The 22,246-nt window shown below is 67.4% G+C and carries 20 protein-coding genes; 11 read left to right on the forward strand and 9 right to left on the reverse strand.

The window, feature by feature from the left end; all coding sequences use genetic code 11:
• The first annotated feature begins 32 nt into the window (after positions 1 to 32).
• Together ACFTSF_RS34970 and ACFTSF_RS34975 are read left to right on the forward strand one after the other, a co-directional pair.
• A complete protein-coding gene (locus ACFTSF_RS34970; protein ID WP_380159081.1) occupies positions 33 to 6,356 on the forward strand; it encodes an RHS repeat-associated core domain-containing protein in 6,324 nt (2,107 codons plus the stop codon).
• A gap of 29 nt (positions 6,357 to 6,385) precedes the next feature.
• Positions 6,386 to 6,682 carry a hypothetical protein gene (locus ACFTSF_RS34975; RefSeq protein WP_380159082.1) on the forward strand — a complete coding sequence of 99 codons (297 nt, stop codon included), beginning with the start codon at positions 6,386 to 6,388 and terminating at the stop codon, positions 6,680 to 6,682.
• Here ACFTSF_RS34975 and ACFTSF_RS34980 read toward each other — a convergent pair.
• The 5 genes from ACFTSF_RS34980 to ACFTSF_RS35000 all read right to left on the reverse strand — a co-directional run bounded on the left by ACFTSF_RS34980 (position 6,671) and on the right by ACFTSF_RS35000 (position 10,462).
• The gene (locus ACFTSF_RS34980; protein ID WP_380159084.1) at positions 6,671 to 7,525 is read right to left on the reverse strand and encodes a bile acid:sodium symporter family protein; all 855 of its coding nucleotides are present in this window, start codon (positions 7,523 to 7,525) and stop codon (positions 6,671 to 6,673) included. The genes ACFTSF_RS34975 and ACFTSF_RS34980 overlap by 12 nt on opposite strands.
• A 102-nt stretch (positions 7,526 to 7,627) precedes the next feature.
• Positions 7,628 to 8,332: an MBL fold metallo-hydrolase gene (locus ACFTSF_RS34985; protein WP_380159086.1), complete on the reverse strand. Its 705-nt coding sequence runs from the start codon at positions 8,330 to 8,332 to the stop codon at positions 7,628 to 7,630.
• Positions 8,329 to 8,976, reverse strand: a complete 648-nt coding sequence (locus tag ACFTSF_RS34990; RefSeq protein WP_380159088.1) for a DsbA family protein — start codon at positions 8,974 to 8,976, stop codon at positions 8,329 to 8,331. The genes ACFTSF_RS34985 and ACFTSF_RS34990 overlap by 4 nt, the downstream gene beginning before the upstream one ends.
• Complete coding sequence (locus ACFTSF_RS34995) at positions 8,973 to 9,452, reverse strand: pyridoxamine 5'-phosphate oxidase family protein (protein WP_380159090.1); 480 nt, start codon at positions 9,450 to 9,452, stop codon at positions 8,973 to 8,975. Before ACFTSF_RS34995 ends, ACFTSF_RS34990 begins: the two co-directional genes overlap by 4 nt.
• A gap of 32 nt (positions 9,453 to 9,484) precedes the next feature.
• Positions 9,485 to 10,462 (reverse strand): DMT family transporter, encoded by a 978-nt coding sequence (locus ACFTSF_RS35000; RefSeq protein WP_380159092.1) that lies wholly within the window; start codon positions 10,460 to 10,462, stop codon positions 9,485 to 9,487.
• A 54-nt stretch (positions 10,463 to 10,516) separates the two neighbouring features.
• Here ACFTSF_RS35000 and ACFTSF_RS35005 point away from each other — a divergent pair, with 54 nt between their 5' ends.
• Together ACFTSF_RS35005 and ACFTSF_RS35010 are read left to right on the forward strand one after the other, a co-directional pair.
• Positions 10,517 to 11,416 carry a LysR family transcriptional regulator gene (locus ACFTSF_RS35005; protein ID WP_380159094.1) on the forward strand — a complete coding sequence of 300 codons (900 nt, stop codon included), beginning with the start codon at positions 10,517 to 10,519 and terminating at the stop codon, positions 11,414 to 11,416.
• 121 nt (positions 11,417 to 11,537) lie between these two features.
• Positions 11,538 to 13,001, forward strand: coding sequence for a benzaldehyde dehydrogenase (locus tag ACFTSF_RS35010; RefSeq protein WP_380159096.1), 1,464 nt, complete (start codon positions 11,538 to 11,540; stop codon positions 12,999 to 13,001).
• A 488-nt stretch (positions 13,002 to 13,489) separates the two neighbouring features.
• Here the strand turns inward: ACFTSF_RS35010 and ACFTSF_RS35015 are convergent, their stop codons facing one another.
• Positions 13,490 to 14,248 carry an IclR family transcriptional regulator gene (locus ACFTSF_RS35015; RefSeq protein ID WP_380159098.1) on the reverse strand — a complete coding sequence of 253 codons (759 nt, stop codon included), beginning with the start codon at positions 14,246 to 14,248 and terminating at the stop codon, positions 13,490 to 13,492.
• A gap of 70 nt (positions 14,249 to 14,318) precedes the next feature.
• On the opposite strand from ACFTSF_RS35015, the gene pcaH reads away from it, so the two are divergent.
• From pcaH to ACFTSF_RS35045, 6 genes are read left to right on the forward strand one after another with little or no spacing between them, the layout of a single operon-like run.
• A complete protein-coding gene (gene pcaH, locus ACFTSF_RS35020) occupies positions 14,319 to 15,092 on the forward strand; it encodes a protocatechuate 3,4-dioxygenase subunit beta (protein WP_380159100.1) in 774 nt (257 codons plus the stop codon).
• A complete protein-coding gene (pcaG, locus tag ACFTSF_RS35025; protein ID WP_380159102.1) occupies positions 15,085 to 15,624 on the forward strand; it encodes a protocatechuate 3,4-dioxygenase subunit alpha in 540 nt (179 codons plus the stop codon). Before pcaH ends, pcaG begins: the two co-directional genes overlap by 8 nt.
• Positions 15,621 to 16,838: a lyase family protein gene (locus tag ACFTSF_RS35030; protein ID WP_380159104.1), complete on the forward strand. Its 1,218-nt coding sequence runs from the start codon at positions 15,621 to 15,623 to the stop codon at positions 16,836 to 16,838. The genes pcaG and ACFTSF_RS35030 overlap by 4 nt, the downstream gene beginning before the upstream one ends.
• Complete coding sequence (locus tag ACFTSF_RS35035; protein ID WP_380159106.1) at positions 16,831 to 17,634, forward strand: alpha/beta fold hydrolase; 804 nt, start codon at positions 16,831 to 16,833, stop codon at positions 17,632 to 17,634. The genes ACFTSF_RS35030 and ACFTSF_RS35035 overlap by 8 nt, the downstream gene beginning before the upstream one ends.
• Positions 17,631 to 17,999 (forward strand): 4-carboxymuconolactone decarboxylase, encoded by a 369-nt coding sequence (gene pcaC / locus ACFTSF_RS35040; RefSeq protein WP_380159108.1) that lies wholly within the window; start codon positions 17,631 to 17,633, stop codon positions 17,997 to 17,999. The genes ACFTSF_RS35035 and pcaC overlap by 4 nt, the downstream gene beginning before the upstream one ends.
• Positions 17,992 to 19,173 (forward strand): 4-hydroxybenzoate 3-monooxygenase, encoded by a 1,182-nt coding sequence (locus ACFTSF_RS35045; protein WP_380159109.1) that lies wholly within the window; start codon positions 17,992 to 17,994, stop codon positions 19,171 to 19,173. Before pcaC ends, ACFTSF_RS35045 begins: the two co-directional genes overlap by 8 nt.
• Positions 19,174 to 19,468: 295 nt before the next feature.
• On the opposite strand, the gene ACFTSF_RS35050 is transcribed toward ACFTSF_RS35045, so the two are convergent.
• From ACFTSF_RS35050 to ACFTSF_RS35060, 3 genes are read right to left on the reverse strand one after another with little or no spacing between them, the layout of a single operon-like run.
• On the reverse strand, positions 19,469 to 19,861 hold the full coding sequence (locus ACFTSF_RS35050) for an MAPEG family protein (RefSeq protein ID WP_380159110.1): 393 nt from the start codon (positions 19,859 to 19,861) through the stop codon (positions 19,469 to 19,471).
• Positions 19,858 to 20,814 carry a hypothetical protein gene (locus tag ACFTSF_RS35055; protein ID WP_380159112.1) on the reverse strand — a complete coding sequence of 319 codons (957 nt, stop codon included), beginning with the start codon at positions 20,812 to 20,814 and terminating at the stop codon, positions 19,858 to 19,860. The genes ACFTSF_RS35050 and ACFTSF_RS35055 overlap by 4 nt, the downstream gene beginning before the upstream one ends.
• The gene (locus ACFTSF_RS35060) at positions 20,811 to 21,728 is read right to left on the reverse strand and encodes a glutamate-cysteine ligase family protein (protein ID WP_380159114.1); all 918 of its coding nucleotides are present in this window, start codon (positions 21,726 to 21,728) and stop codon (positions 20,811 to 20,813) included. Before ACFTSF_RS35060 ends, ACFTSF_RS35055 begins: the two co-directional genes overlap by 4 nt.
• Before the next feature lie 56 nt (positions 21,729 to 21,784).
• Between ACFTSF_RS35060 and ACFTSF_RS35065 the strand changes: the two genes are divergently transcribed.
• Entirely contained in the window at positions 21,785 to 22,246 is a 462-nt protein-coding gene (locus ACFTSF_RS35065) for a MarR family winged helix-turn-helix transcriptional regulator (protein WP_380159116.1), read from the forward strand.

Here is a 22,246-nt window from a genome sequence, read left to right on the forward strand (position 1 = left end):
AAGGTGTTCGCGTCTACCCAGGAGGCCCGCCCATGCCCTCTCGACGGTTCCGCTCGAGACTCAAAGCCGCCAGTACGGCGATCGCCGCCGGACTGGCGATCACGCTGATCCTGTCCACTCAGCAGCAAGGTCTGACCGCGGCGGCCGCGACCCGGCCCGATCCCGCGTTCAAGTCCACCGAGTACAAGTCCATCGACGGCCGGACCGCCAAGGCCGATCCCCGTCCGGCGGCCAAGACCGCCGCGCGTGAGTTCCACGGCACGACCGCGACCAAGTGGCCGACCGCCGGTTCCGCCGAGGTCGCCGTACCGGCGCCGGCTGCGAACGGCACCTGGCAGCTCGCCCTCAACGGCGGCCGCGTCAACCAGCGGGCCAAGGCCGGCCAGCTGCCGGTCTGGGTTGCACCGACCGCCGCGACCGCGCGCGAGGTCCTCGCCAAGGGCGCGACCACCGCCCCCGCCAAGGTCAAGGTCGACCTGGTCGGCCGGCGCGGTGACGCACTCGAGCTGAAGGTCACCCGCGCCGACGGTACGGCGAAGTCCGGCCAGGTCACCGTCGGCGTCGACTACCGCGAATTCCGCGACACGTACGGCGGCGACTGGGCCACCCGGTTGCGCTTCACCACCCAGCAGGACGGCAAGACCGTCGTACTGCCGACCCGGAACAACGGCAACGGCGACGCGATCGCCGACGTACCGGTCGGTGCCCAGCCGCAGACCCTGATGGTCGCGGCCGGCGATTCCAGCGGTGCCGGCGACTACAAGAAGTCGGGCTCCGGCGACGGCAGCGCGACCTGGAGCATCGGCGGTTCCTCCGGTGACTTCGAGTGGCAGATGCCGCTCGACACGCCGCCGGCGACCGGCGGCCCGGAGCCGTCGATCGGCCTGAACTACTCGTCCGGCGCACTCGACGGACTGTCGTCCGCGACGAACAACCAGACCACGCAGATCGGTCAAGGGTTCACGGTCAGCGGCGGCGGCTCGATCGAGCGCCGGTACAAGAGCTGCGGCAAGGACCTGAACGGCAACAACGGCACCCGCAAGACCGGTGACCTCTGCTTCGCCGGCGACAGCATGAACATCTCCGTCAACGGCAAGTCCGGCGACCTGGTGCTGGCCAAGAAGGACGCCAGTGGCGAGGTCTGGCGGATGCGCGGCGACGACGGCGCGATCATCGAGCGGCTCAGCGGCGCGACCAACGGCGACGAGGGTGTCGCCACCGCCGACAAGGGCGAGTACTGGCGGATGACCTCGTCGAACGGGACGAAGTACTACTTCGGCCTGAACCGCCTGCCCGGCTGGGCGACCGGCAAGGAGGAGACCAAGTCGGCCTTCACCGTGCCCGTCTACGGCAACAACAGCGGTGAGCAGTGCAACAAGACCGCGTTCGCCGACTCGTGGTGCCAGCAGGCCTACGAGTGGAACCTCGACTACGTCGTCGACCCCAACGGCAACACGATGAGCCTGTTCTACAACACCGAGACGGACCGCTACGCCCGCAACCTGACCAAGGCCTCGGTCAGCAGCTATGTGCGGGCCGGCAACATCAAGCGGATCGAGTACGGCCAGACCGACGGCCAGGTCTTCACCCAGAAGCCGGTCGCCCAGGTCCTGTTCACCACAGCGGAGCGCTGTACGCCGTTGCCGTGCGGTCCGACGCAGAAGACGACGTACCCGGACACACCGTGGGACCTGACCTGCGCGAGCACCACGAACTGCGAGAACCATTACACAGCGACGTTCTGGACCCAGCTGCGGCTGGACAAGGTGACGACCCAGGTGTGGCGGGCCGCGACGAGCAAGCACGAGGACGTGCAGTCGTGGTCCCTGCGGCAGGAGTACCTGCGCGGTGACAACAGCAGTCCGTCGCTCTGGCTCAAGGAGATCACGCCGACCGGTCTGGTCGGTACGCCGGTCCAGATGCCCACGACCAGCTTCGACGGCGTTCCGCTCGCCAACCGCGTCGACACCGGCAGCGACACCGTTCCGCCGCTGGAGTGGTTCCGGATCAACGCGATTCACGGTGGGACCGGTGGCGACGTCGCAGTGAACTACAGCGACATCGACTGTCAGCCGACAGGTCTGCCGGCCCCGGACAACAACGACCGGCGCTGCCGTCCGCAGAAGTGGTCGCTGCTGGACACCTCACCCGACCGCACGGACTGGTTCCACAAGTACGTCGTCACGTCCGTGCAGGAGACCGATCGCACGGTCGCGGCCAACGACCCGTGGCAGGCGCCGGTGCCGGTCGTGACCACCGTGCAGTACCTCGACAAGCCGGCCTGGCGTTTCGAGGAGCAGGACGCCGGGACGGATCTGAAGGAGTCCACCTGGTCGCAGTGGCGCGGTTTCGGTCGCGTCAAGGTGATCAAGGGGCGCGCGGACGAGCCGCAGTCGGTCAACGAGACGCTGTACTTCCGCGGCCTCGACGGTGACCGGACGGCGGCCGGTGGGACCAAGGACGTCAAGGTCACCGACTCCACCGGTACCGCGGTCGACGACCTCAACGAGAACGCCGGTCAGGCCCGCGAACAGATCAGTTACCGGGGCGCCGCCGTACTGAACAAGAGCATCGCCGACTACTACCTCTCCGCGCCGACCGCGACCATGACGCGGCCGTGGGGAACGCTGACCTCGCGGTACTCCGGTCAGAAGCAGCTCACGCAGTACCAGCCGACCGACACCGGCACGCTGAAGATCGACACCCAGAACAACTACGACACGGGTGGCCGGCTGATCAGCAAGGACGAGGCCGGCGATCTCGCCGACACCACCGACGACAGTTGCACGCGCTACACCTACGTCGAGAACCCGGCGAAGAACCTGCGCGAGCTGCCGGCCCGCCTGCAGCAGACCGCGAAGCGCTGCGACCAGCCGTTCAGCAACGCCGACGTGCTGACCGACGAGCGGCTGTTCTACGACGACGCCACCTCGGTGACCGCCGTACCGACCAGGGGCCGGGTCACCCGGGCCGAGCGGCTCTCCGGGTTCGACACCGCCGGGCAGCCGAAGTACGAACTGGTCTACACGGCCAAGTACGACACCCAGGGTCGTCAGACCGAGACCGTGGACGCGCTGAACCGGCCGACCCGCCGGACGTACAGCCCGGCGTACGGACCGATCACCAAGCTCACCGACATCGCCCCGAACGGCGAGCAGGTGGTGACCGAGCTTGAGCCGGCCTTCGGCGCCGAGACCGCGGTCCAGATGGCCGACGGCCGCCGCGGCGTCCGGCAGCTCGACGCGATCGGCCGGGTCAGCAAGACCTGGAACTCCGGGCACCCGGTCACCGGTCCGGCCGACCTGGAGTTCGAGTACAAGCTGCGGGACGACGGACCGTCCACGGTCACCACGAAGCGCCGGGTGAAGAACGGCGTCTACGACATCAGCTACGACCTGTACGACGGTCTGGGCCGGGTCCGGCAGACGCACGAGCAGACGCCGCGTGGTGGCTGGCTGGTGACCGACAACCGGTACGACTCGCGGGGTCTCGAGACCAAGGTCAACGGTCCGTACTACACCGCCACCTTGGCCGAGGGTGAGCTGAAGATCGTCGACGAGGCCACCCTGCCCAAGCAGGAGGTGACGGTCTACGACGAGGCCGAGCTGCCGAAGAGCCAGACCTTCCGGTCGATGGGCGTGCAGAAGTGGTCGGTCGAGCACGACATCAGGACCGGACGGCAGACGATCGATCCGCCGACCGGGCAGACCCCGACGACGCGGATCATGGATGCCGACGGCCGCCTGGTCGAGCTTCGCCAGTACAAGGGCGACAGTGCGACCGGGGACTACGACAGCACGAAGTACACCTATTACCCGACCGGCAGTCTGAAGAGCGTCACCGACCCGGGCGGCAACGTCTGGAGCTACAAGTACGACGTCCAGGGCCGCAAGATCGAGGAGAACGACCCGGACAAGGGCATCACCAAGTTCGAGTACGACGCCGCCAACCAGTTGGTGGCGACCACCGACGCCCGCGGCGTCAAGCTGTACACGAACTACGACGACAACGGCCGGCGGACCGCTACCCGCCTGAACGCCCCCGACGGGCCGATGCAGAGCGAGTGGAAGTACGACTCGGTCGCCGTCGGACGGCCGGCGTCCTCGACCCGGTACGTCACCAAGGACGGCAAGACCGAGGCCTACACGACCGCGATCACCGGATACGACACCGCCGGGCGGGCGAGCGGGACCACCCTGACGCTGCCCGCGTCGGAAGGGAAGCTGGCCGGTAGCTACACGGTCGGCCAGACCTACAACGACGACGACAAGATCGCCACGCGGTCGCTCCCGGCCGCCGGTGGGCTCAGCGCGGAGACGCTGACGCTCGGGTACAACAACCAGGGCCTGCCGACCTCACTGGCGGGTCAGGACACCTACGTCCGGCAGTTGGCGTATACGCCGTTCGAAGACGCCGACATCCTGACGCTGGGCACGGCGTCCGGTCCGTTCGTGCAGCAGAAGTTCGAGTACGACCAGATCACCCGCCGGGTGAGCCGGGTCGTGGTCGACAAGGAGCTGTCGCCCAAGCGGGTCTCCGACACCCGGTACGAGTACGACCCGGGCGGCAACATCAAGAAGATCACCGACATCGCCCCGGCGGAGTCGAACGAGGCCACCGACACCCAGTGCTTCGACTACGACTACCTGAGCCGGCTGACCAAGGCCTGGACCCCCAAGCCGGGGGCGGACAACACCGGCGGCGACTGTACGGCCGCCCAGGACCTCGGCGGACCGGCGCCGTACGCGCAGGAGTGGACGTTCGACAAGTCGGGCAACCGCAAGTCGGAGAAGACGACCACACCTGTCGGCACGACGACGAGCACCTACGAGTACGGCAGCGCGAAGCCGCATGCGCTGACCAGTGTCACCAGCACCGGTCCGGCCGGGACGAAGACGAAGACCTTCGGGTACGACGAGGTCGGCAACACCACCCGCCGGACCGCGAACGGCACGGACGAGGTCCTCGAATGGGACGCGGAGAACAAGCTCGCCGCAACCACGAAGGGCACCGCCTCGACCAGTGCGGTGTACGACGCGGACGGTGGCCGGCTGATCCGCCGGGACTCGTCCGGAACCACGCTGTACGTCGGTGAGACGGAGCTGCACCTGGACAAGGCCGGTCAGAACGTGACCGGTACCCGGTACTACGGCTTCGGGGACCGGGTGGTCGCCGTACGGACCTCGGACAGCAAGCTGAGCTGGCTGCTCGGCGACCTGCAGGGGACACCGCTGACAGCGATCGACTCGGTGTCGCAGGTTGTGCAGAAGCGCCGGGTACTGCCGTACGGCGAGACCCGCGGTACGGCGCCGGCGAACTGGCCGGGGCAGCGCGACTTCCACGGCGGGACCAGCGATCCGGACACCGGACTCGTGCACCTAGGGGCTCGGGAGTACGACAAGAGCACCGGACGGTTCATATCGGTCGACGCGTTGATCGACATGAGCGATCCCCGGCAGATGAACGGCTACGCCTACGCGAACCAGAACCCGGTCAGCTACAACGACTCCGACGGCAACTTCGTCATCGTGATCACGATCCCGGTGATCCTCGTGGTGCTGCTCGTCGTCCTGGTGCTGGTGGCGATGCTGCAGTCCTACCAGCAACCGGTCACGACGATCAGCTGGGAGGAGAAGGTCGAGAACATCTGGGACGTTCTCAAATGGGCCTGGCACACGACCGTCAAGCTGGTCAAAGTGGTCACCACCGTGATCGTCACGATGTGGCGATTGATCCAGGTGCTCGTGATGCGTCTCGTCGCGAAGACCGTGGTGATCTACCACACGATCATCAAACACATCGCGGACAAGAAGAAACCCAGGAACAACCACAAGGCCCAACGCAACAACAACAGCAACAGCCACAGCAGAGGCAACAGCCGGGGCCAGCAGAACCGTGGAAACCAGGGCAACCGGGGCAATCAGGGCAACCGGGGCAACCAGGGCGGCAAGGCGAAGTCGGACGGGCCGGGCAAGCCACCACGGGGGAACGGCAACAAGCCGAAACCCGAGGCGGCCGAGCGGCCGAGCCGGATGAAGTACGAGGACACCACCGACGCTCCGCTGTACCGCGGCACCAGCAACGGCAACCCGAAGGTCATGCGACCCAATGTCGACTACAAGGTGGACGCCACCACCGGGCTGGTGAAACCGACGCACGGCATGTCCGTCTTCCGGAACCCCAGCAGCATCGGGGACGCCTACAAACCCATCCTCCAGGTCGACCGTGCGACGATCAGTGACGAGCTGATGGTCTGGCGGACCGGCAACACCCCCGGGCACTTCGAGATCATGCCCAGGGCGCCGATGACACCGGAGAAGTTCCTGGGTCTGCTGGACAAGATCGTGTTCTTGTAGCCCGTCGTTCACCCATCGAAGGAGAAGTAATGACCCAGGCAGGCTGGCGGCTCGTCGCCCCGGACGGTTTCGGCGACTACGACTGGTTCGAGGTGGAGAACCGCGGCCTGCTCATGGGTGGTCACCTGGCCTACGGTGACCGCACGTTCCCGGTGATCGTCTACGACCCGGTCCGCCTCGCCCAGGACGCCGCGAGCGAGACGGAGAACGACGGCCTGTTCTACGAGGCCAACGTGATCGTGGTCGCCGACCTCAACCGCGCCACCGCCGAGGCGGCCGTCTCCCGCCTCGGCGGTGCCGGCGTCTTCGACTGGCTACTCGGCTAGTGTTCGCGCCCTCGTCGTCCGCCTGCTGAGCAGGTAGGCGACGAGGGCGGTCGGGAAGAACATGACGATGCCGTAGACGGCTACCGGAGTGGCCATTTCGCTGTTGTTCAGCAGGGCTGGGCTGAGTGCGATGGTGAGCGCGAGGGTGGCGTTGTGGATGCCGATCTCCATCGAGCAGGCGATGGATTGCCGCTCACCAAGCCCGGCCACGCGCGGGACGACGTACCCGAGAGCAAGGCTGATCACGTTGAGCAGTACGGCGATCAGGCCGACCGCGGCCAGGTAGTCGAGGAAGTTGGCGCGCTCGGTGTAGATCGCCGCGAAGATCACCAGCGCCAGTACGACGGCCGACCCGATCTTCACCGGCCTTTCCATCCGATCGGCGAAGCCGGGCTTTCGGCTCCGGACAAGCATGCCCAGGGCAACCGGTACCAGCACGATCGCGAACACCTGCAGCATCTTCGCCGGCTGCAACCCGAGCTGCCCCGAGTCGCCGAGGAAGTGCGCGATCGACAGATTCACGACGATCGGCAGCGTGATCACCGCCAGCACCGAGTTCACCGCGGTCAGCGTGACGTTCAGCGCGACATCACCCCCGGCGAGATGGCTGAACAGGTTGGCCGTCGTACCGCCCGGCGAGGCCACCAGCAACATCATCCCGACCGCCAACGCCGGCGCCAGCCCGAACACCTTGACCATCCCGAAACAGATCACCGGCAACAACACCACTTGGGTGCCCAACGCAACCAGTACCGCCTTGGGCATCCGCGCCACCCGCGCGAAGTCCCCCGTGGTCAGGCTCAACCCCAGCCCGAACATGATGATCGCCAACGCGATCGGCAACAAAACCGAAGTAAGCACTGAGTCGGACAAGGTGGTGTTCCCGTCGTAGGCCCGAGGCGGTGGGAGAACAGGGTCCTACGCCGGGCGTCCGCCGTCCAGAGCTCACCAGCCGCGGGCTTGCCAGGTTTCGACGTACGGGCGTTCGGTGGCGACTGTGGTGTCGGGGCCGTGGCCGGGGTGGATGACGGTGTCTTCGGAGTAGGTGAGGAGGTTGCGGACCGAGGTCATGATGGCGGCGAAGTCGGTCAGCGGGTAGACCGGGCTGGTGAGGCCGGGGCCGCCGGGGAAGAGGGTGTCGCCGGTGAAGAGGTGGCCGGCGGCGTGGACGGTCAGGCTGCCGGGGGAGTGGCCGGGCGTCGGGATGACGTTGACGTCCAAGGGGCCTAGCTTGAGCGTCGTGATCGTCTGGATCTCCTGGTCGAGGTGGCCGTTCCAGAGAGGTACGTCGGGGTTCGGGCGCGGGGCGTTGCCGGTGGCGACCAGGTCGGCGGTGGCGGTGCCGGCGTCCAGGTAGCCGTGTTTCGCCAGGTGGTCGAGCTCGGCGGCCCAGACCTCGCGCTCGGCGGGGTGGCCGATGATCGGGGCGTTGAGGGATTCGGCGAGGGGCTGCAGGGCCAGGACGTGGTCGGCGTGGGCGTGCGTGATCAAGAGCCCGACGACGTCGTACGACGCTGCTGCCGCGGCGAGGTAGTCCGGGTCGTCACCGGGGTCGACGATCAGCGCGGGTGGGCGACCGGGGAGGTCGGGCGCGATGATCCAGCAGTTGGTGTCGAGGTAGCCGACCACCAGGCGTTCGAACCGGATCATGCGGCCTGCTTGAGAAGGCGCTCGGCCCATCCCGGGTCGACGTTCTGAGCGATCGGATAGCCCTCCGCGAACGGACCTTCCCAGCGGACACTGATCCCGGGGTTGTGCACACTCGACCCATCCGGCAGCACGAACTGCGGACTACCTTGAATCGCATCGGTGACCGCAACCGCATGGTCGGCCATCATCGTGGCCCGCGCCCGCCCGTCGTCGAGGGCCGCAGCCAAGGCGATGCTGTCGATACCGACCTCAGTCGCGACATCGAGGATCACCTGCCGATGCCCGATTGACCGCGACTCGAACCAGAACGCCTTACGCAGCGCATGATCCAGCTCCTCGGACTCCCGCAGCCCTTGCTCCTTCGCCGCATGCACAGCCTCGGCCGCGAGCAGCACGGTCGACGGATAAGCCCAGTCCGGCTGCGACCACAACCGGAACCCGACCTCCGGCGCCACCTGACCAAGCCCCACCGCCTCGCTGTCCGTACCAGGTCGCGGATGCGGTCCGTTGAACAACTCGAGCGCAAACGTGTGATGGTCCAGCCGTACGTCGATGCCCAGTTCCTCACGCGCCACCCGCAACCGATGGATCGCCACATGAGCAAACGGGCACAACAAATCCGACCAGACCTGGATCGCGTTCACTCGCCCTCCTCGTGGTCAGCGCCCGCAGGGTTGCTGGTAAAACGCTCCGGCCGGATGAAGACCGCCGTACGACGGTCCTCGACCATCGCTCGGTCGTATTCGTCCAGATCGGGGTGCTCACCGCCGGCCGCGTGATAGATGTCCCGCAATACCAGCCGCAGCGCTTCCGCATCGAGCCCGGGCAACTCGTCATCAGGACCAGCCAGCTCGACCGGCCCAGTCACGCCGGTCCAGTCCCAGCCGGCCCGAAACACCAGCGTGGCCTGCGGATTCCGCCGCAGATTCGCCAACTTCGCCGTACCGCCGCGAGCCACGAACGCAACCACCGGCTCACCCGTCAACGGGTGATCCAGCACCCCCGCATTCACCACCGAGGCCGCCGGCTCCCCGGACCGCCGCTGCGTCACCAACACCGCAAGCCAAAAGTCCTGACGCCCCAGCGCCTGGATCCGTTCCAACCCCACATCAATCTCCATGCCGCCACCATAACGGACTGCAGTCCGCTTACTCAAGCGTCCGCCACAACAGGAACGGATATCCCGTCGCGTTGCCCGTTCTCACCCCCGTCTACGGACGGAGAAGCGGTACGACGGAGGGATATCCGCTCGCGTGGCCATTGGACGATCAGTACGGCGGACAGCACGATCGCACCGCCGATGCACTGGAGCGGGCTGAGGTGTTCGCCGAAGACGAGGGCGGCCGAGGCGACCGTCACCACCGGCTCGAGGATGGACAGGATCGATGCGATCGACGGTCCCACGCGGGCCATTCCGGCGAAGAACAGCAGGATCGCGGCGACCGTGCTGACGAGCGACAAGACGGCCAGCCAAAGCCACCCGGTCGAGGAGATCTCGGTGATCCCGCCTGCGTTCCCGCGGAGGATGGCGTTCACCAAGAAGGTGCCGAAGGCACCTATGCAGACCAGGGTCGCGAGAGCGAGCGGCGGTACGTCGGCCGTCGTGCGATCGCCGACGAGGATGTAGCACGTGTAGACGACTGCCGCGCCGGCCGCCAGCAGCGCGCCGGTCAGGTTGAAGCGGCCGGAGGTGGCGCCGCTGAGGACCAGGACGATCCCGCCGAACGCCAGGCCGAGTGCCCAGACGCGACGGCGGGAGGTGCGTTCGCGGCCGAGCAACACCGCGCCGACCATCACCAGGATCGGGTAGAGGTAGAGGAGCAACGCAACCAGTGACGCGTCGATCCGGGTCAGCGCGGAGAAGTACAGCCCGGCCTGAGCGGCGTACCCGAACACGCCCATGCCGAGGCTGACCAGCACCGCGCGCCGAGGGATACCGCGGAAGACCCCGCGGGCCAGAGCGATCGCCATCAGAACCAACCCGGCCAGCCCGAACCGGACCAGCAGAAGTGCGTCCACCGACGCACCTTCGTCGTACGAGAGTTTGCCGACCACGGCCATCGCGCCGAAGGCGGCAGCGGAAAGGAGACAGAAGAGGGCGCCCACGACAACGATGATCAAGCCGTTCAACTGTTCACGTCCATCCCGTCTTCTTGGACATGATTGTGTAGCTATCCTGAACAGATGCTGGATCTGCATCGACTCCGTCTGCTCCGCGAGGTGCACGACCGCGGCACCGTCCACGGCGCCGCCCGCGCGCTCGGCTACACGCCTAGCGCAGTCTCCCAGCAGCTGTCCGTGCTGGAGCGAGAAGCCGGTACGCCGTTGCTCGAGCGCGTCGGCCGCAATGTCCGCCTGACCGCGGCCGGCCACGTCTTGGTCCGGCACGCCGCCACTCTCCTGGAGGGGGTCGAGGCGGCCGAGGCCGAGTTGGCGTCCGTCGCGGCAGGTCGCGTCGCTGGGGTCGTCCGAATCGCCTCGTTCCAGTCGGCCTTCCTGCGGATCGTGGCCCCCGCCGTACGGGCGCTGGCCGTCACCCACCCGAACATCCGGGTCGAGGCGACCGAGGGGGAGGTCGAGCAGGCGGTACCGGCGCTCCGGCTGCAGCAGCTCGACGTGGTGGTCGGCGACGAGTACGACGGTCAGCCGCGGCCAGTCCACGCGGATCTGCAGCGAGAGCCCTTACTGCGTGAGCACATCCAGGTCGTGCTCCCGGAGAATCACCCGGAGGCCAAGGCGGACCGCGTGAAGATTTCGCACCTCGCCGACATCCCCTGGGCCGCGTGCCAGCCCGGTACCGGCCACCGCGAGATGCAGGTCCGCGTCTGCCGCGAGTACGGCGGTTTCGAACCAGACCTGCGCTACAGCTCCGACGACTTCCTCATCCTGCTGGAACTCGTCCGTACGACGGGTGCCGCAGCCCTGCTCCCCGATCTCGTACTCCGCCACGGCACCGCGGGCGTCGTCGTACGGCGACCTGCCGAAGCCGACGTCGGCCGTGCCGTCTACCTGCTCACCCGCCGAGCCCGCACCCCAGCTGTCGACGCGGTAGCTGCCGCTCTGCGGGAGAACGTCTCTCACTGAGTGGAAGCAAGCGTTGAAGGCCCTCCGGGCGGCTCCTACGGTGACGCAACCAACTGAGCGACCCGCGTCGAAAGTCCTTTGGCGCTTGCGGCGCCCAGGCACGCCACTGGAGGGCAGCGAGATGACGCTTCTGGACACCGCCGACTGGTCGGGGCACGTCTTCAAGGCCGGCAGCTGGCAGCCGGGCCAGGCCGGCGCGTACGCCGTCATCGAACCCGCCACCGGTAATGAACTCGGCCGCATGGGGCAGGCCGGCGTCGACGACGTCGCCGAGGCCGGCCGTGCCGCGGCCGAAGCCCAGCGAGCATGGGCAGCACTCCCACACCCGGCACGGGCCGCGGTGATGCGCCGAGCTGGCGACCTGTGGCAGCAGCACGCCGACGAGATCGCCGGCTGGAACACTCGCGAGGTCGGCGCGACCGCCGGCATCGTCGGCTTCTCGCTCCACGTCGCCGCCGAGGAGTGCTATCAAGCGGCAGCGCTGCCGGGACATCCACTCGGTGAGGTCCTGTCGTCAGAGGAGCCACGACTCTCGCTGGCCCGCCGGATGCCGGTCGGGGTCGTCGCGGTGATCTCGCCGTTCAACGTCCCGATCATTCTCGGCATCCGCTCGGTCGCACCGGCCCTTGCACTTGGCAACGCGGTGATCCTCAAGCCGGACCCGCGAACGGCGGTCACCGGCGGCGCGTTGATGGCCCGCATCTTCGAGGAGGCGGGACTACCTCCCGGCGTACTGCAGATGCTTCCAGGTGGTGCGGATGTCGGTCAGGCCCTGGTGACCGATCCGAACGTCCGCGTCATCTCGTTCACCGGCTCCACCGGCGTCGGCCGCCGCATCGGCGCGCTGGCCGGCGAACACCTCAAACGAGCCCACCTAGAACTCGGCGGCAACTCCGCCCTCCTCGTCCTCGACGACGCCGACGTCTCAGCAGCCGTCAACCTGGCCACCTGGGGTTCGTTCTTCCACCAAGGCCAAATCTGTATGACGGCCGGCCGCCACCTCGTCGCCGCCCGCGTATACGACGATTTCGTCGAAGCCCTCGCCGAGAAGGCTGCCTCATTGACGGTCGGCAACCCAGCCACCGACCAGGTCGCCCTCGGCCCCGTCATCGACGCCGGTCAACGCGACAAGATCCACGGCCTAGTCAACGCGTCCACTTTTGCCGGCGCCAAACTGGTTGCCGGAGGCACCTACACCGACCTCTTCTACCGCCCCACCGTGCTAGCCGACGTACCGATCGACGCCCCAGCCTTCACCGAAGAGATCTTCGGCCCAGTCGCCCCCGTCACCAAGGTCGACTCGATCGACCACGCCATCCACCTAGCCACCTCCGGCGACTACGGCCTCTCCCTGGGCATAGTCACCAAAGACCCCCTCCGCGGCCTAGCGATCGCCGAACAAATCCCCACCGGCATCGTCCACATCAACGACCAAACCGTCAACGACGAAGCCAACGCCCCCTTCGGCGGCATCCGCGCCTCCGGCACCGGCGCCCGCTTCGGCGGCCCCACCGCCAACCTCGAAGCCTTCACCGAAACCCGCTGGATAACCCTCCGCTCCACACCCCCCACCTACCCCCTCTAACCCCAAACCACCCGACCGGATATCCGGCTCTTGTGACTTGTCCGTGGGTGGTTCGGCGTGGCCGCGCGGAGCAGTTGCTGGGGGTGTGAACAGGACGTGGTGGCCTTGAACAAGGCATGACGTGTTCAAGGGCCCGCGCGCGGTATGCACCCCCGAGGTGTGTCCCGCCGACTACCTGGAGCGGACCTGCGCCTGTGCAGCCTCATCCGGACAGCTCCCCTCGCGCCGGTCGGCACGGTGGCTTCGCTCGCCGTGCAGTAACAGCCGGCCGGGTGGCGAGTGGAAGGAGATTGCCGCTAGAAATCGCTATCCAGCTGCAGGGTTCTTTCAGTCGGCGACGCACTCCCCGCACTCGGCGATCACACCGGCCAGGCCCGATCTGCCGACCGACAGGACGTGTATGCCCGCCGGCCACACCGGCTGGGCAGTCACCAGCGGGGCGATGGCGTCCAGCACACCTATACGTCCTGTTCTTCGGGTGATGGGGGTCAGGGGGTGATGGTTCGGCCTATGCCTTGGGCGGCTACTTGGAGGGCGGCTAGTAGGGCTGCTCGGTGGGGGCGGAGGTTGGGGACTACTACGCCTACGGCGGCTACTACTGGGCCTTCGGGGCCGGTGGGGCGGATGGGTACGGCGATTGAGCAGGCTCCGAGGGTCATTTCCTCGGTGGTGGTGGCGTAGCCGCGTTCTCGGATTTCGTCCAGTTGTCTGGTGAGGCGGGCCGGGTGGGTGATGGTGTGGGGAGTGAAGCGGGTTAGTTGGGTCATCGCTTCCTCCTGGATTTCGGTGGGGGCGTGGGCGAGGAGGACTTTGCCTACGCCGGTTGAGTGCAGGGGTAGGTAGGAGCCGACGGTGCTGATGATGGGGACTGATGCGCGCCCGGTGAGTCGCTCGAGGTAGAGCGTGCGGATGCCTTCGCGGATCGCGAGGTGGACGGTCGCGCGGGTGGCGGCGTGGATGTCGTTCAGGAAGGGGCCGGCGGTTTCGCGCAAGCCGCTTGGCAGCGGTGCGAGTAGGCCGACTGACCACAGTTTGCGGGCGACGACGTACCGGCCGTCGGGGCGGCGGCTGAGGGCGCCGCCGGTGACCAGTTCGCCGACGAGGCGGTGGGTGGTGGGTAACGGGAGGTCGGCGAGGGTTGCTAGTTCGGTGAGGGTGAGGCGGCGGTGCTGGTCGTCGAAGGCGAACAGGAGGCTGAGGGCGCGGGACACGACCGTCGCGCCGGGGGTGGAGACTCTGCCGGCCATCTCGCCCATTCCTTCCACTCAGCGGAAGACCATCGTGGCAGATGGGGTGCGTGCTGGCGACGATTGGCGGGTGACAGAACCTGCCGCGCCTCTCCTTGCCCAAGAGCAGATCTCCGCCGAGATCGCCGCCGCCCACGCCGGGCCGGGCGGGATCCGGGTCGAGCCGACTGGTCCGGCGCTGGACTTCGCGCCGTACCGGAGTTCGTTACTGCGGTACCCAACCAAGGACCTGCGGCAGGCGGACCCGGAAGGTGCTGAGCTGCTCGCACCGGTCTTCGGGGAACACGACGTCGACCCGCTCGAGGCCGACCTGACGATTCAGGCGGGTGGTGAGCCGATCGGCGAGCGGATCCTGGTCGCTGGTCGGGTACTGGACGGCGACGGCCGCCCAGTTCGGCATCAGCTGGTCGAGATCTGGCAGGCGAACGCGTCCGGCCGCTACATCCACCAGCGCGACCAGCACCCGGCCCCGATCGATCCGAACTTCACCGGTGTCGGCCGTTGCCTGACCGATGCCGATGGCAACTATTCGTTCACCACGATCAAGCCTGGCCCGTATCCCTGGCGGAACCACCGCAACGCCTGGCGGCCGGCCCATATCCACTTCTCGCTGTTCGGTACCGACTTCACCCAGCGGCTCGTCACCCAGATGTACTTCCAGGGCGACCCACTGTTCGGACTCGACCCGGTCTTCCAGTCGATCGCCGATCCGGCCGCACGCGAACGCCTGGTCGCGACGTACGCACACGACCTGTCCCAGCACGAATGGCTGCTGGGCTACCGCTGGGACATCGTCTTGACGGGCTCCCACGCCACGCCGATGGAGGACGAGACCCATGCCTGACCGCACCCCCGGCCAGACCGTCGGCCCCTTCTTCCACTACGCCCTCCCGTACGCCGGCGACCGCGAACTAGTTGCTGTCGGCACCGGCATCCGCCTCCACGGCACCGTGTACGATGGCGCCGGCGAACCGGTCCCAGACGCGCTGATCGAGATCCGGCAAGCCGACGTGGCGGGTGTCGTTCCGGTTGTCGCCGGATCGCTGCGCCGCAACGGGGTCTTCACCGGCTGGGGCCGTTGCAGCACAGACCTGGCGGGGGAGTACTGGTTCTCCACCGTCGAGCCGGGGTCAGTAGACGGTGGCGCACCGTTCTTCGCCGTGACGGTGTTCGCCCGAGGGCTACTCGACAGGTTGTTCACCCGCATCTACCTGCCGAACCCAGCCCTCGAGTCCGACCCCCTGCTATCCACCCTCGACCCCGAAGACCAGACCCGCATGATCGCCACCCGCTCACCCGACGGATCCCTGAAGCTAGACCTACACCTCCAAGGCGAGAACCAGTCGGTCTTCTTAACCTATCCAGGCCACAAATGAGCGACCTCCTGGAGCCCGGCCGCCACCGCGCCGCCGGCCTCGACGACGAAGGCCTCTGGAACGCCCTCCTACAAGTCGAGCGAGCCTGGCTGGCGGCTTGTCGCACCACCGAACAATCCCGCGCAGCATCTACGACCGACCGCGCCGCCCCTCGTGCTGACGGCGCGGTAGTTGCTGACCTCGACAAGGCTCTTGCCGAGCTCGACACCGCGATTGCTAACGGCGTTCCGCGGCCGGCGGTGGAGGCGGTTGAGAGCGCGGGTAGTCCGGTGGTGGAGCTTGTACGCATCCTGCGGTCGCTGGTTGGCGACGAGTACGTTCATCGGGGGCTTACCAGCCAGGATGTACTCGACACTGCGTTGATGTTGCTGGCTAAGGATGCGCTTGGGCGCGTTGACACCTACCTCACGTTGACGGCTGCTTCGTTGGCTGAGCTGGCTCGCGCGCATCGCGAGACCGTGATGGCTGGGCGGACGCTTACGCAGTACGCCGTACCGGTCACGTTCGGACTGAAGGTTGCGCAGTGGTTGGTCGGCGTACTGGACGCCCGGGATGCTGTGCGGGCGATCGAACTCCCGGTGCAGGTCGGGGGAGCTGCCGGGACTCGGTCGTTGCTGGGCGAGTCGACCGACGTACCGGATGCCGTGGTTGATGCGTTCGCGGCCGAGCTTGGATTGCAATCGGCGCTGCCCTGGCACACCCGTCGTACGCCGATCACTCGGATCGCGGACGTGTTAGCCGAAGCATGTGCGGCGGCTGGGGTCATTGCCGGGAACGTCTTGTTCTTGGGGCGTCCTGAGGTCGGGGAGGTGCGGGAACGGCGATCCGCCGCGAAGGGGACCTCGTCGACGATGCCGCAGAAGGCGAATCCGGTGCTGAGCGTGCTGATTCGGAGTGCGGCGTTGCAGGTGCCGCCGTTGGTTGGGCACTTGCATACGTGTAGCGCGCTCGCGGTTGACGAGCGGCCGGATGGTGCCTGGCATGCGGAATGGCCTGCGTTTACTAGGGTTCTGACGTTGAGTGTGACCGCGTTGTCCCAGACCGCTGACCTGGTTGGTGGTCTGGAGGTTGATGCCGCGAAGATGGCTCAGCGTGCGCAGGAGGCGGCGGGTGAGTTGTTGGCCGAGCGCGGTACGGGAGACGACCCGGCGGAGTATCTCGGGTCGGCGACTGCGTTCGTCGATCGGGTTTTGGAGCGGTGGGATCGTGGTTGAGCTCACCTGCACCGACTTCGGCGGTACCGGCGACCTGCTGATCGTCGGACCATCGCTGGGCACATCGGTCGAAGCGTTGTGGGGTGCATGCGTCCAGCACCTGACGCCGTCGTTCCGCGTCGTCGGGTGGGATCTCCCCGGTCACGGTCGGAGCGCACCCGCGGTCGGATTCGAACTCGCCGACCTCGCCGACACCCTCCGCAAGATCACCGCAGAGCTTTCCGCCGCCGACAGCTTCCGGAAGTCCGGCTCGGAGCTTGCCGCGAGCAACTGCTGGTACGCCGGGGTGTCGGTGGCCGGCGCGGTTGGGTTCGCTCTCGCTATCGACCCAGGGCCGTTTGCCGGGATCGCGACTCTCGCGGCGGCGGCGAAGATCGGGGACGCCGCGGCCTGGTATGAGCGCGCAGATCTCGTCCGCACGGCGTCGACCTCGGCGTTGATCGCGGGGTCGGTGGAGCGATGGTTCGCGCCCGGCTTCACCGACCGCGATCCGCGGACCGCCGCCGGGTTGTTGGAAAGCCTGACCGATGCGGACGCTCGGTCGTACGCCGCGACTTGTGAGGCGCTGGCCCGGTTCGACGGTCGGGAGCGACTGGGTACCGCGACTGTGCCGGTACTGGTGGCTGCGGGTCGGCACGATCGCGTCGTACCGATTGAGCTGGCGAGGGATTCGGCAGATCGGTTGCCGGGAGCAACGTCGTACGTGTTCGAAGGTAGTGCGCATCTGCCGCCGGCCGAGGAGCCCGCTGCGGTCGCTGGAGTCCTGACCGACTTCTTCCAACGAGGGGTGCGATGAGCGATCCGACGTACGAGGCCGGGATGCAGGTCCGTCGAGAGGTGCTGGGGGATGAGCACGTCGACCGCGCCGAGGCCGCGAAGACACCGCTCACTGCGGACTTCCAGGAACTGATCACTCGCTATGCCTGGGGTTCGGTCTGGACGCGGCCGGGGCTCGACCGCCGGACGCGGAGCGCGATCACCATCACCGCGCTGATCGCGCACGGGCACTGGACCGAACTGCCGATGCATCTGCGGGCCGCGCGTCGCAACGGGTTGAGTGATGCGGAGATCACCGAGGTGCTGTTGCAGGCGGCCGTGTACTGCGGGGTGCCCGCCGCCAACCACGCTTTCGCGATCGCGCAGGACGTGCTCAATGACTGAACTGACACGCACCCAAGTCGGGATCGTCGGTGGCGGACCCGCCGGTCTGATGCTCTCCCACCTGCTGGCGTTGGCGGGAATCGACTCGGTCGTCGTCGATCGCCGTACACGTGAGGAGATCGAGAACACCGTCCGCGCCGGCATCCTCGAGGAGGACAGCGTCCGGCTGCTCGTCGAGACCGGCGTGTCCGACCGAGTACGCCGGGAGGGGATCGCGCACGACGGCATCGTGCTGCGGTACGGCGGGACCAGCCACCGGATCGACTTCAAAGGGCTGGTCGGGGCGGCGTCGTGGTTGTATCCGCAGACCGACGTGTTCGTCGACCTGGCCGATGCGCGGGCTCGTGATGGTGGTGATGTGCGATTCGGGGTTGCTCAGACTCGGGTTGTCGATGTGACCTCGGATCTGCCCGGCATCCTCTTCACCGGGGCGGACGGGCGCGAGCACGAGGTGCGGTGCGACTACCTGGTCGGTGCGGACGGGTCGCATTCGATGTGCCGGTTGGAGGTGCCGGAGTCGGTACGGCGGCATTACGTGCGCGAGTACCCGTTCGCCTGGTTCGGGATTCTGGCCGAGGCGCCGAAGAGTGCGCCGGAACTGATCTACACGCATTCACCCCGAGGGTTCGCGCTGATCAGCCAACGCACCGACACCCTGCAACGCATGTACTTCCAATGCGACCCCGACGAAGACGTCGACGCCTGGTCCGACGACCGCATCTGGTCCGAACTCCAGTCCCGCGTGGCCGGCCCCGACGGCCTCACCCTGAATGAGGGCCCGATCTCCGGCAAGACCGTCCTCCGCTTCCGCAGCTTCGTCGCCGAACCCATGCGCCACGGTCGCCTCCTCCTCGCCGGCGACGCCGCCCACACCGTCCCACCCACCGGCGCCAAAGGCCTCAACCTCGCCCTGGCCGACGTACGAGTTCTAGCCGAAGTCCTCGACCGCACCCTCCACGGCCAAGACGCCCTCGACGAATACGGCCCCCGCGCCCTCGACCGCGTCTGGAAGGCCCAGCACTTCTCCTACTGGATGACCAGCATGCTCCACACCCACCCCAACGCCAACGCCTTCGACCTCCGCCGCCAACAAGGCGAACTGACCTCCATCACCACCTCCGAAGCCGCCGCCACCTACCTAGCCGAGTCCTACACCGGCTGGCCCACCCGTTAGCCGGTACTTTTTCGGCGCCCACACCCGAAAATCTTCCGACCAACTGAACCAACCCCCATCACGAACCCCAGCCACAGCCCGTCAGCCCCAGGCAAGGTGAACCGCGGTAGCCGACCTCGCCATCCGGCCCAGCCATCTACCCAGCCCACCCTCTTGCTTTGTCGGCCGCTTCAGCGGTCGAGTGGGCTCTGCGGTGGAATCTGCGGACGGACAGGACGTATACCTCCGTTCGGCGGCTGTGCCGGGTGGTGGTGAACGTGGGAGGGACGGATGGTGGGGGGGATACGTCCTGTTGTTAGAGGGTTGCGATGGCGGTGATGCCGGTGGCGATGCCTACCAGGTAGGTGCCTAGGGCACCGATGTCGCGGAGGGGGCCGTGGGCGGCGAGGGTTTTGGCGGTGAGCATGCCGACGGCGTGGGTGGTGCGGACTACGAGGGCGGCGATGGCTAGGGCTTCTACTACCCAGCTGTTCGAGAGGAATGAGCAGACTAGGAGTAGGACCAGCAGGGTGGGGATGTACTCGGCCGCGTTCCCGTGGGCGCGGACAGCGATGAGGAGTGGGTCGGCGGGGTCGGTGGGGGCTTGGTTGCCACCGCCTCGCATGGCTCGGTGGCGGGTGACGTTGGCGCCTAGGAGGAAGAGCAGGATGCCTAAGAGGGCCATGCAGATGATGGTGATAGTGCTCATGTCAGTACTCCTTCGCGTGCGGTGAGGTGCTGGACGATCGATTGGCTGAGGGTGGTACCCAGGAGGGCGTCGGTTTTGTGCATGCCGCCGGGGCAGGTGACGTTGACCTCGATCAGGCGGCCGCCGATCACGTCGGCGCCGGCGATGGTGAGGCCGTGCTGGATCAGCACGGGGCGTAGTGCGTCGGCGATCGTGAGGTCGACGGCGTCGATCGGGGCGACGGCGACCGGTGGGCCGATGCGGAAGTCGGACGCGTCCGGTCGGCGGAGGACGGCACCGACGATCTCGCCGTCGAGCAGGAAGAGCCGTTTGTTGCCATGCGCAACAGCTGGCAGGTATTCCTGGGCGATCACCTGCCGCCGACCGCCGCGGGTGGCCGATTCCAGCAGGGACAGTGCCGCGTGGTCGTCGTGGACCAACCAGACGTCGAGTCCGGCGAATCCGTCGACAGGCTTGACGATCGCGGTTCCGGTCCGAGCAACAAACGAGCGGAGGTCGGCGACCGACGTACCGACGTAGGTTGATGGGCACAACGATGGGAACCGCAGCGCGATCAGCTTCTCGTGTACGGCGCGGACCCCGTCCGGCCGATTGATGACGCGGGTGCCCGCGAGGTCGAGCAGGTACGTCGTGTGCAGGTACCGCTCGTCGACCGGCGGATCGATCCGGAGGTGCGCGACCTCGAAGCCGGCGACATCGAGCAGCGCGGTGTCGAGTTCGTCGTACCAGGTGGGGTCGACGATCCACCGGTGGTCGTGGCCGGGGCGGCGAGGGCGGAGGCGGATGCGGTGGGCGCGGGCGTACAGGCGGCCGTCGATGACCGCGAGTTCCTCCGGCTGACAACACCAGACGTCGTGGTCGAGGTCCTGCGACGCCGCCATCAGGCCGATGGTCGCGTCGATATCGGCTTGCAGTCCGACCAGCGGATCGGTGACGAACAGGATGGCGCTCATGCGACCAACTCCAGATCGAGATCCCCGGCGGCCGCGGCGAGCCAGTGCTCACCCAGGTCAGCCCGATCCACTTCCAGTCGCCGCAACACACTGCGGCGGTGGTTGTCGTCGTACATCAGGCTGGTCAAAGCACTGACCACGGGACCGATCGCGGACGGCTCTTGCGCATCGAGGAAACGGACCTCCAGGTACGTCGACCGCGGCCGGACCGGCGGGAACATCGTGGTGAGGTGCTCGGCCGCCGTACCAACAAAGGCCGTGGCGCCAACAGCGAAGGCCTTGTACGCCGCAACTGGATCGCCAACGAGCAGCCGGTCGTCGAACCCGGTCCGCGCAGGGTCGGTCTCCAGCCAAGTGGTGAGCCGCCCGTGCGGGCCTGAGCTTCGGGCGAAGGTCGCGGCGAGATAAGGACCGGCGAGGTTGAGGACGCGCCACTGTTCGAGACCCGCCTGCCCCGGCCACCAGTCGAGGCAGAGCTGCGTGGACGCGGTACGCCGCATCATCCGCCGACCGGCCGGTCCGATCGAATCGAAGTGTCGATGCATGGCGACGTACCGCGGGCTCGTCAGTTGCAGCGGGACCTCGTGCTCGGGGCGCGGGTCGACCGGCAGCGCGTAGGTGGTGATGTGCGCGGCGGTCAGGCGGTGGGTGAGGTCCGCGACCATCGTGCGCAGCTGGCCGACCGGGTCGAGGCTGCACGGCAGGCTGAGTTCCAGCTGACCGCCCGGCTCGAAGCTCAGGTACGGCGCCGCGACCGCGCCGGCCGCCGCGCGTCGTACCCGCTCGATCGGTACGGCGGCTCCCGTGGTGGCGTCGGCGACCAGGAACTCCTGCTCGACCGCGACCCGGACGGTCCGGCGCCGACCCCGCGCAAACAGGTTCGCCACCAGCGGCTGCAGTTCCTTCTGATTCATGGTCGCTCCTGATACTGTAAGGATTCCTGTCGAAATAATGGAAGGAATCCTTACGAGTGTCAAGCGCCAAGCTGCCCCGACTCGACCGCAAACCGTTCATCGCCCTGGTCGACCGCGCCAACCGCGCGCTCCAGGTCGACATGGTCCGCGAGATGCACAAGCGCGGTCATCCGAAGGTCAAACAGGCCCACAATGCCGTCTTCGGCACGCTCCAATCGGAGGGATCCCGCTCGGCCGACATGGCGGTCCGGGCCGGAATGACGCGCCAGTCCATGGGTGAACTCATCCGCGAGATGGTAGCCCTGGGCATCCTCGAGATGCGCCCCGATCCGGAGGATGGTCGCGCCAAACTCGTCACCTACAGCGAGCTGGGCATCCGCGTCGCGACCGACGGCTACCTGCGCCTCCATGATCTGGAAGCACGCTTCGCCGAAGAGTTCGGCCCCGATGAGTACGCCGTTGCTCGCGACGTCCTCGCCCGGGTTGCCGACGTACTGGAGCGCTGGTCGGACGAGTGA

This window comes from Kribbella sp. NPDC056951, assembly GCF_042674205.1.
GTDB lineage: Bacteria > Actinomycetota > Actinomycetes > Propionibacteriales > Kribbellaceae > Kribbella > Kribbella yunnanensis.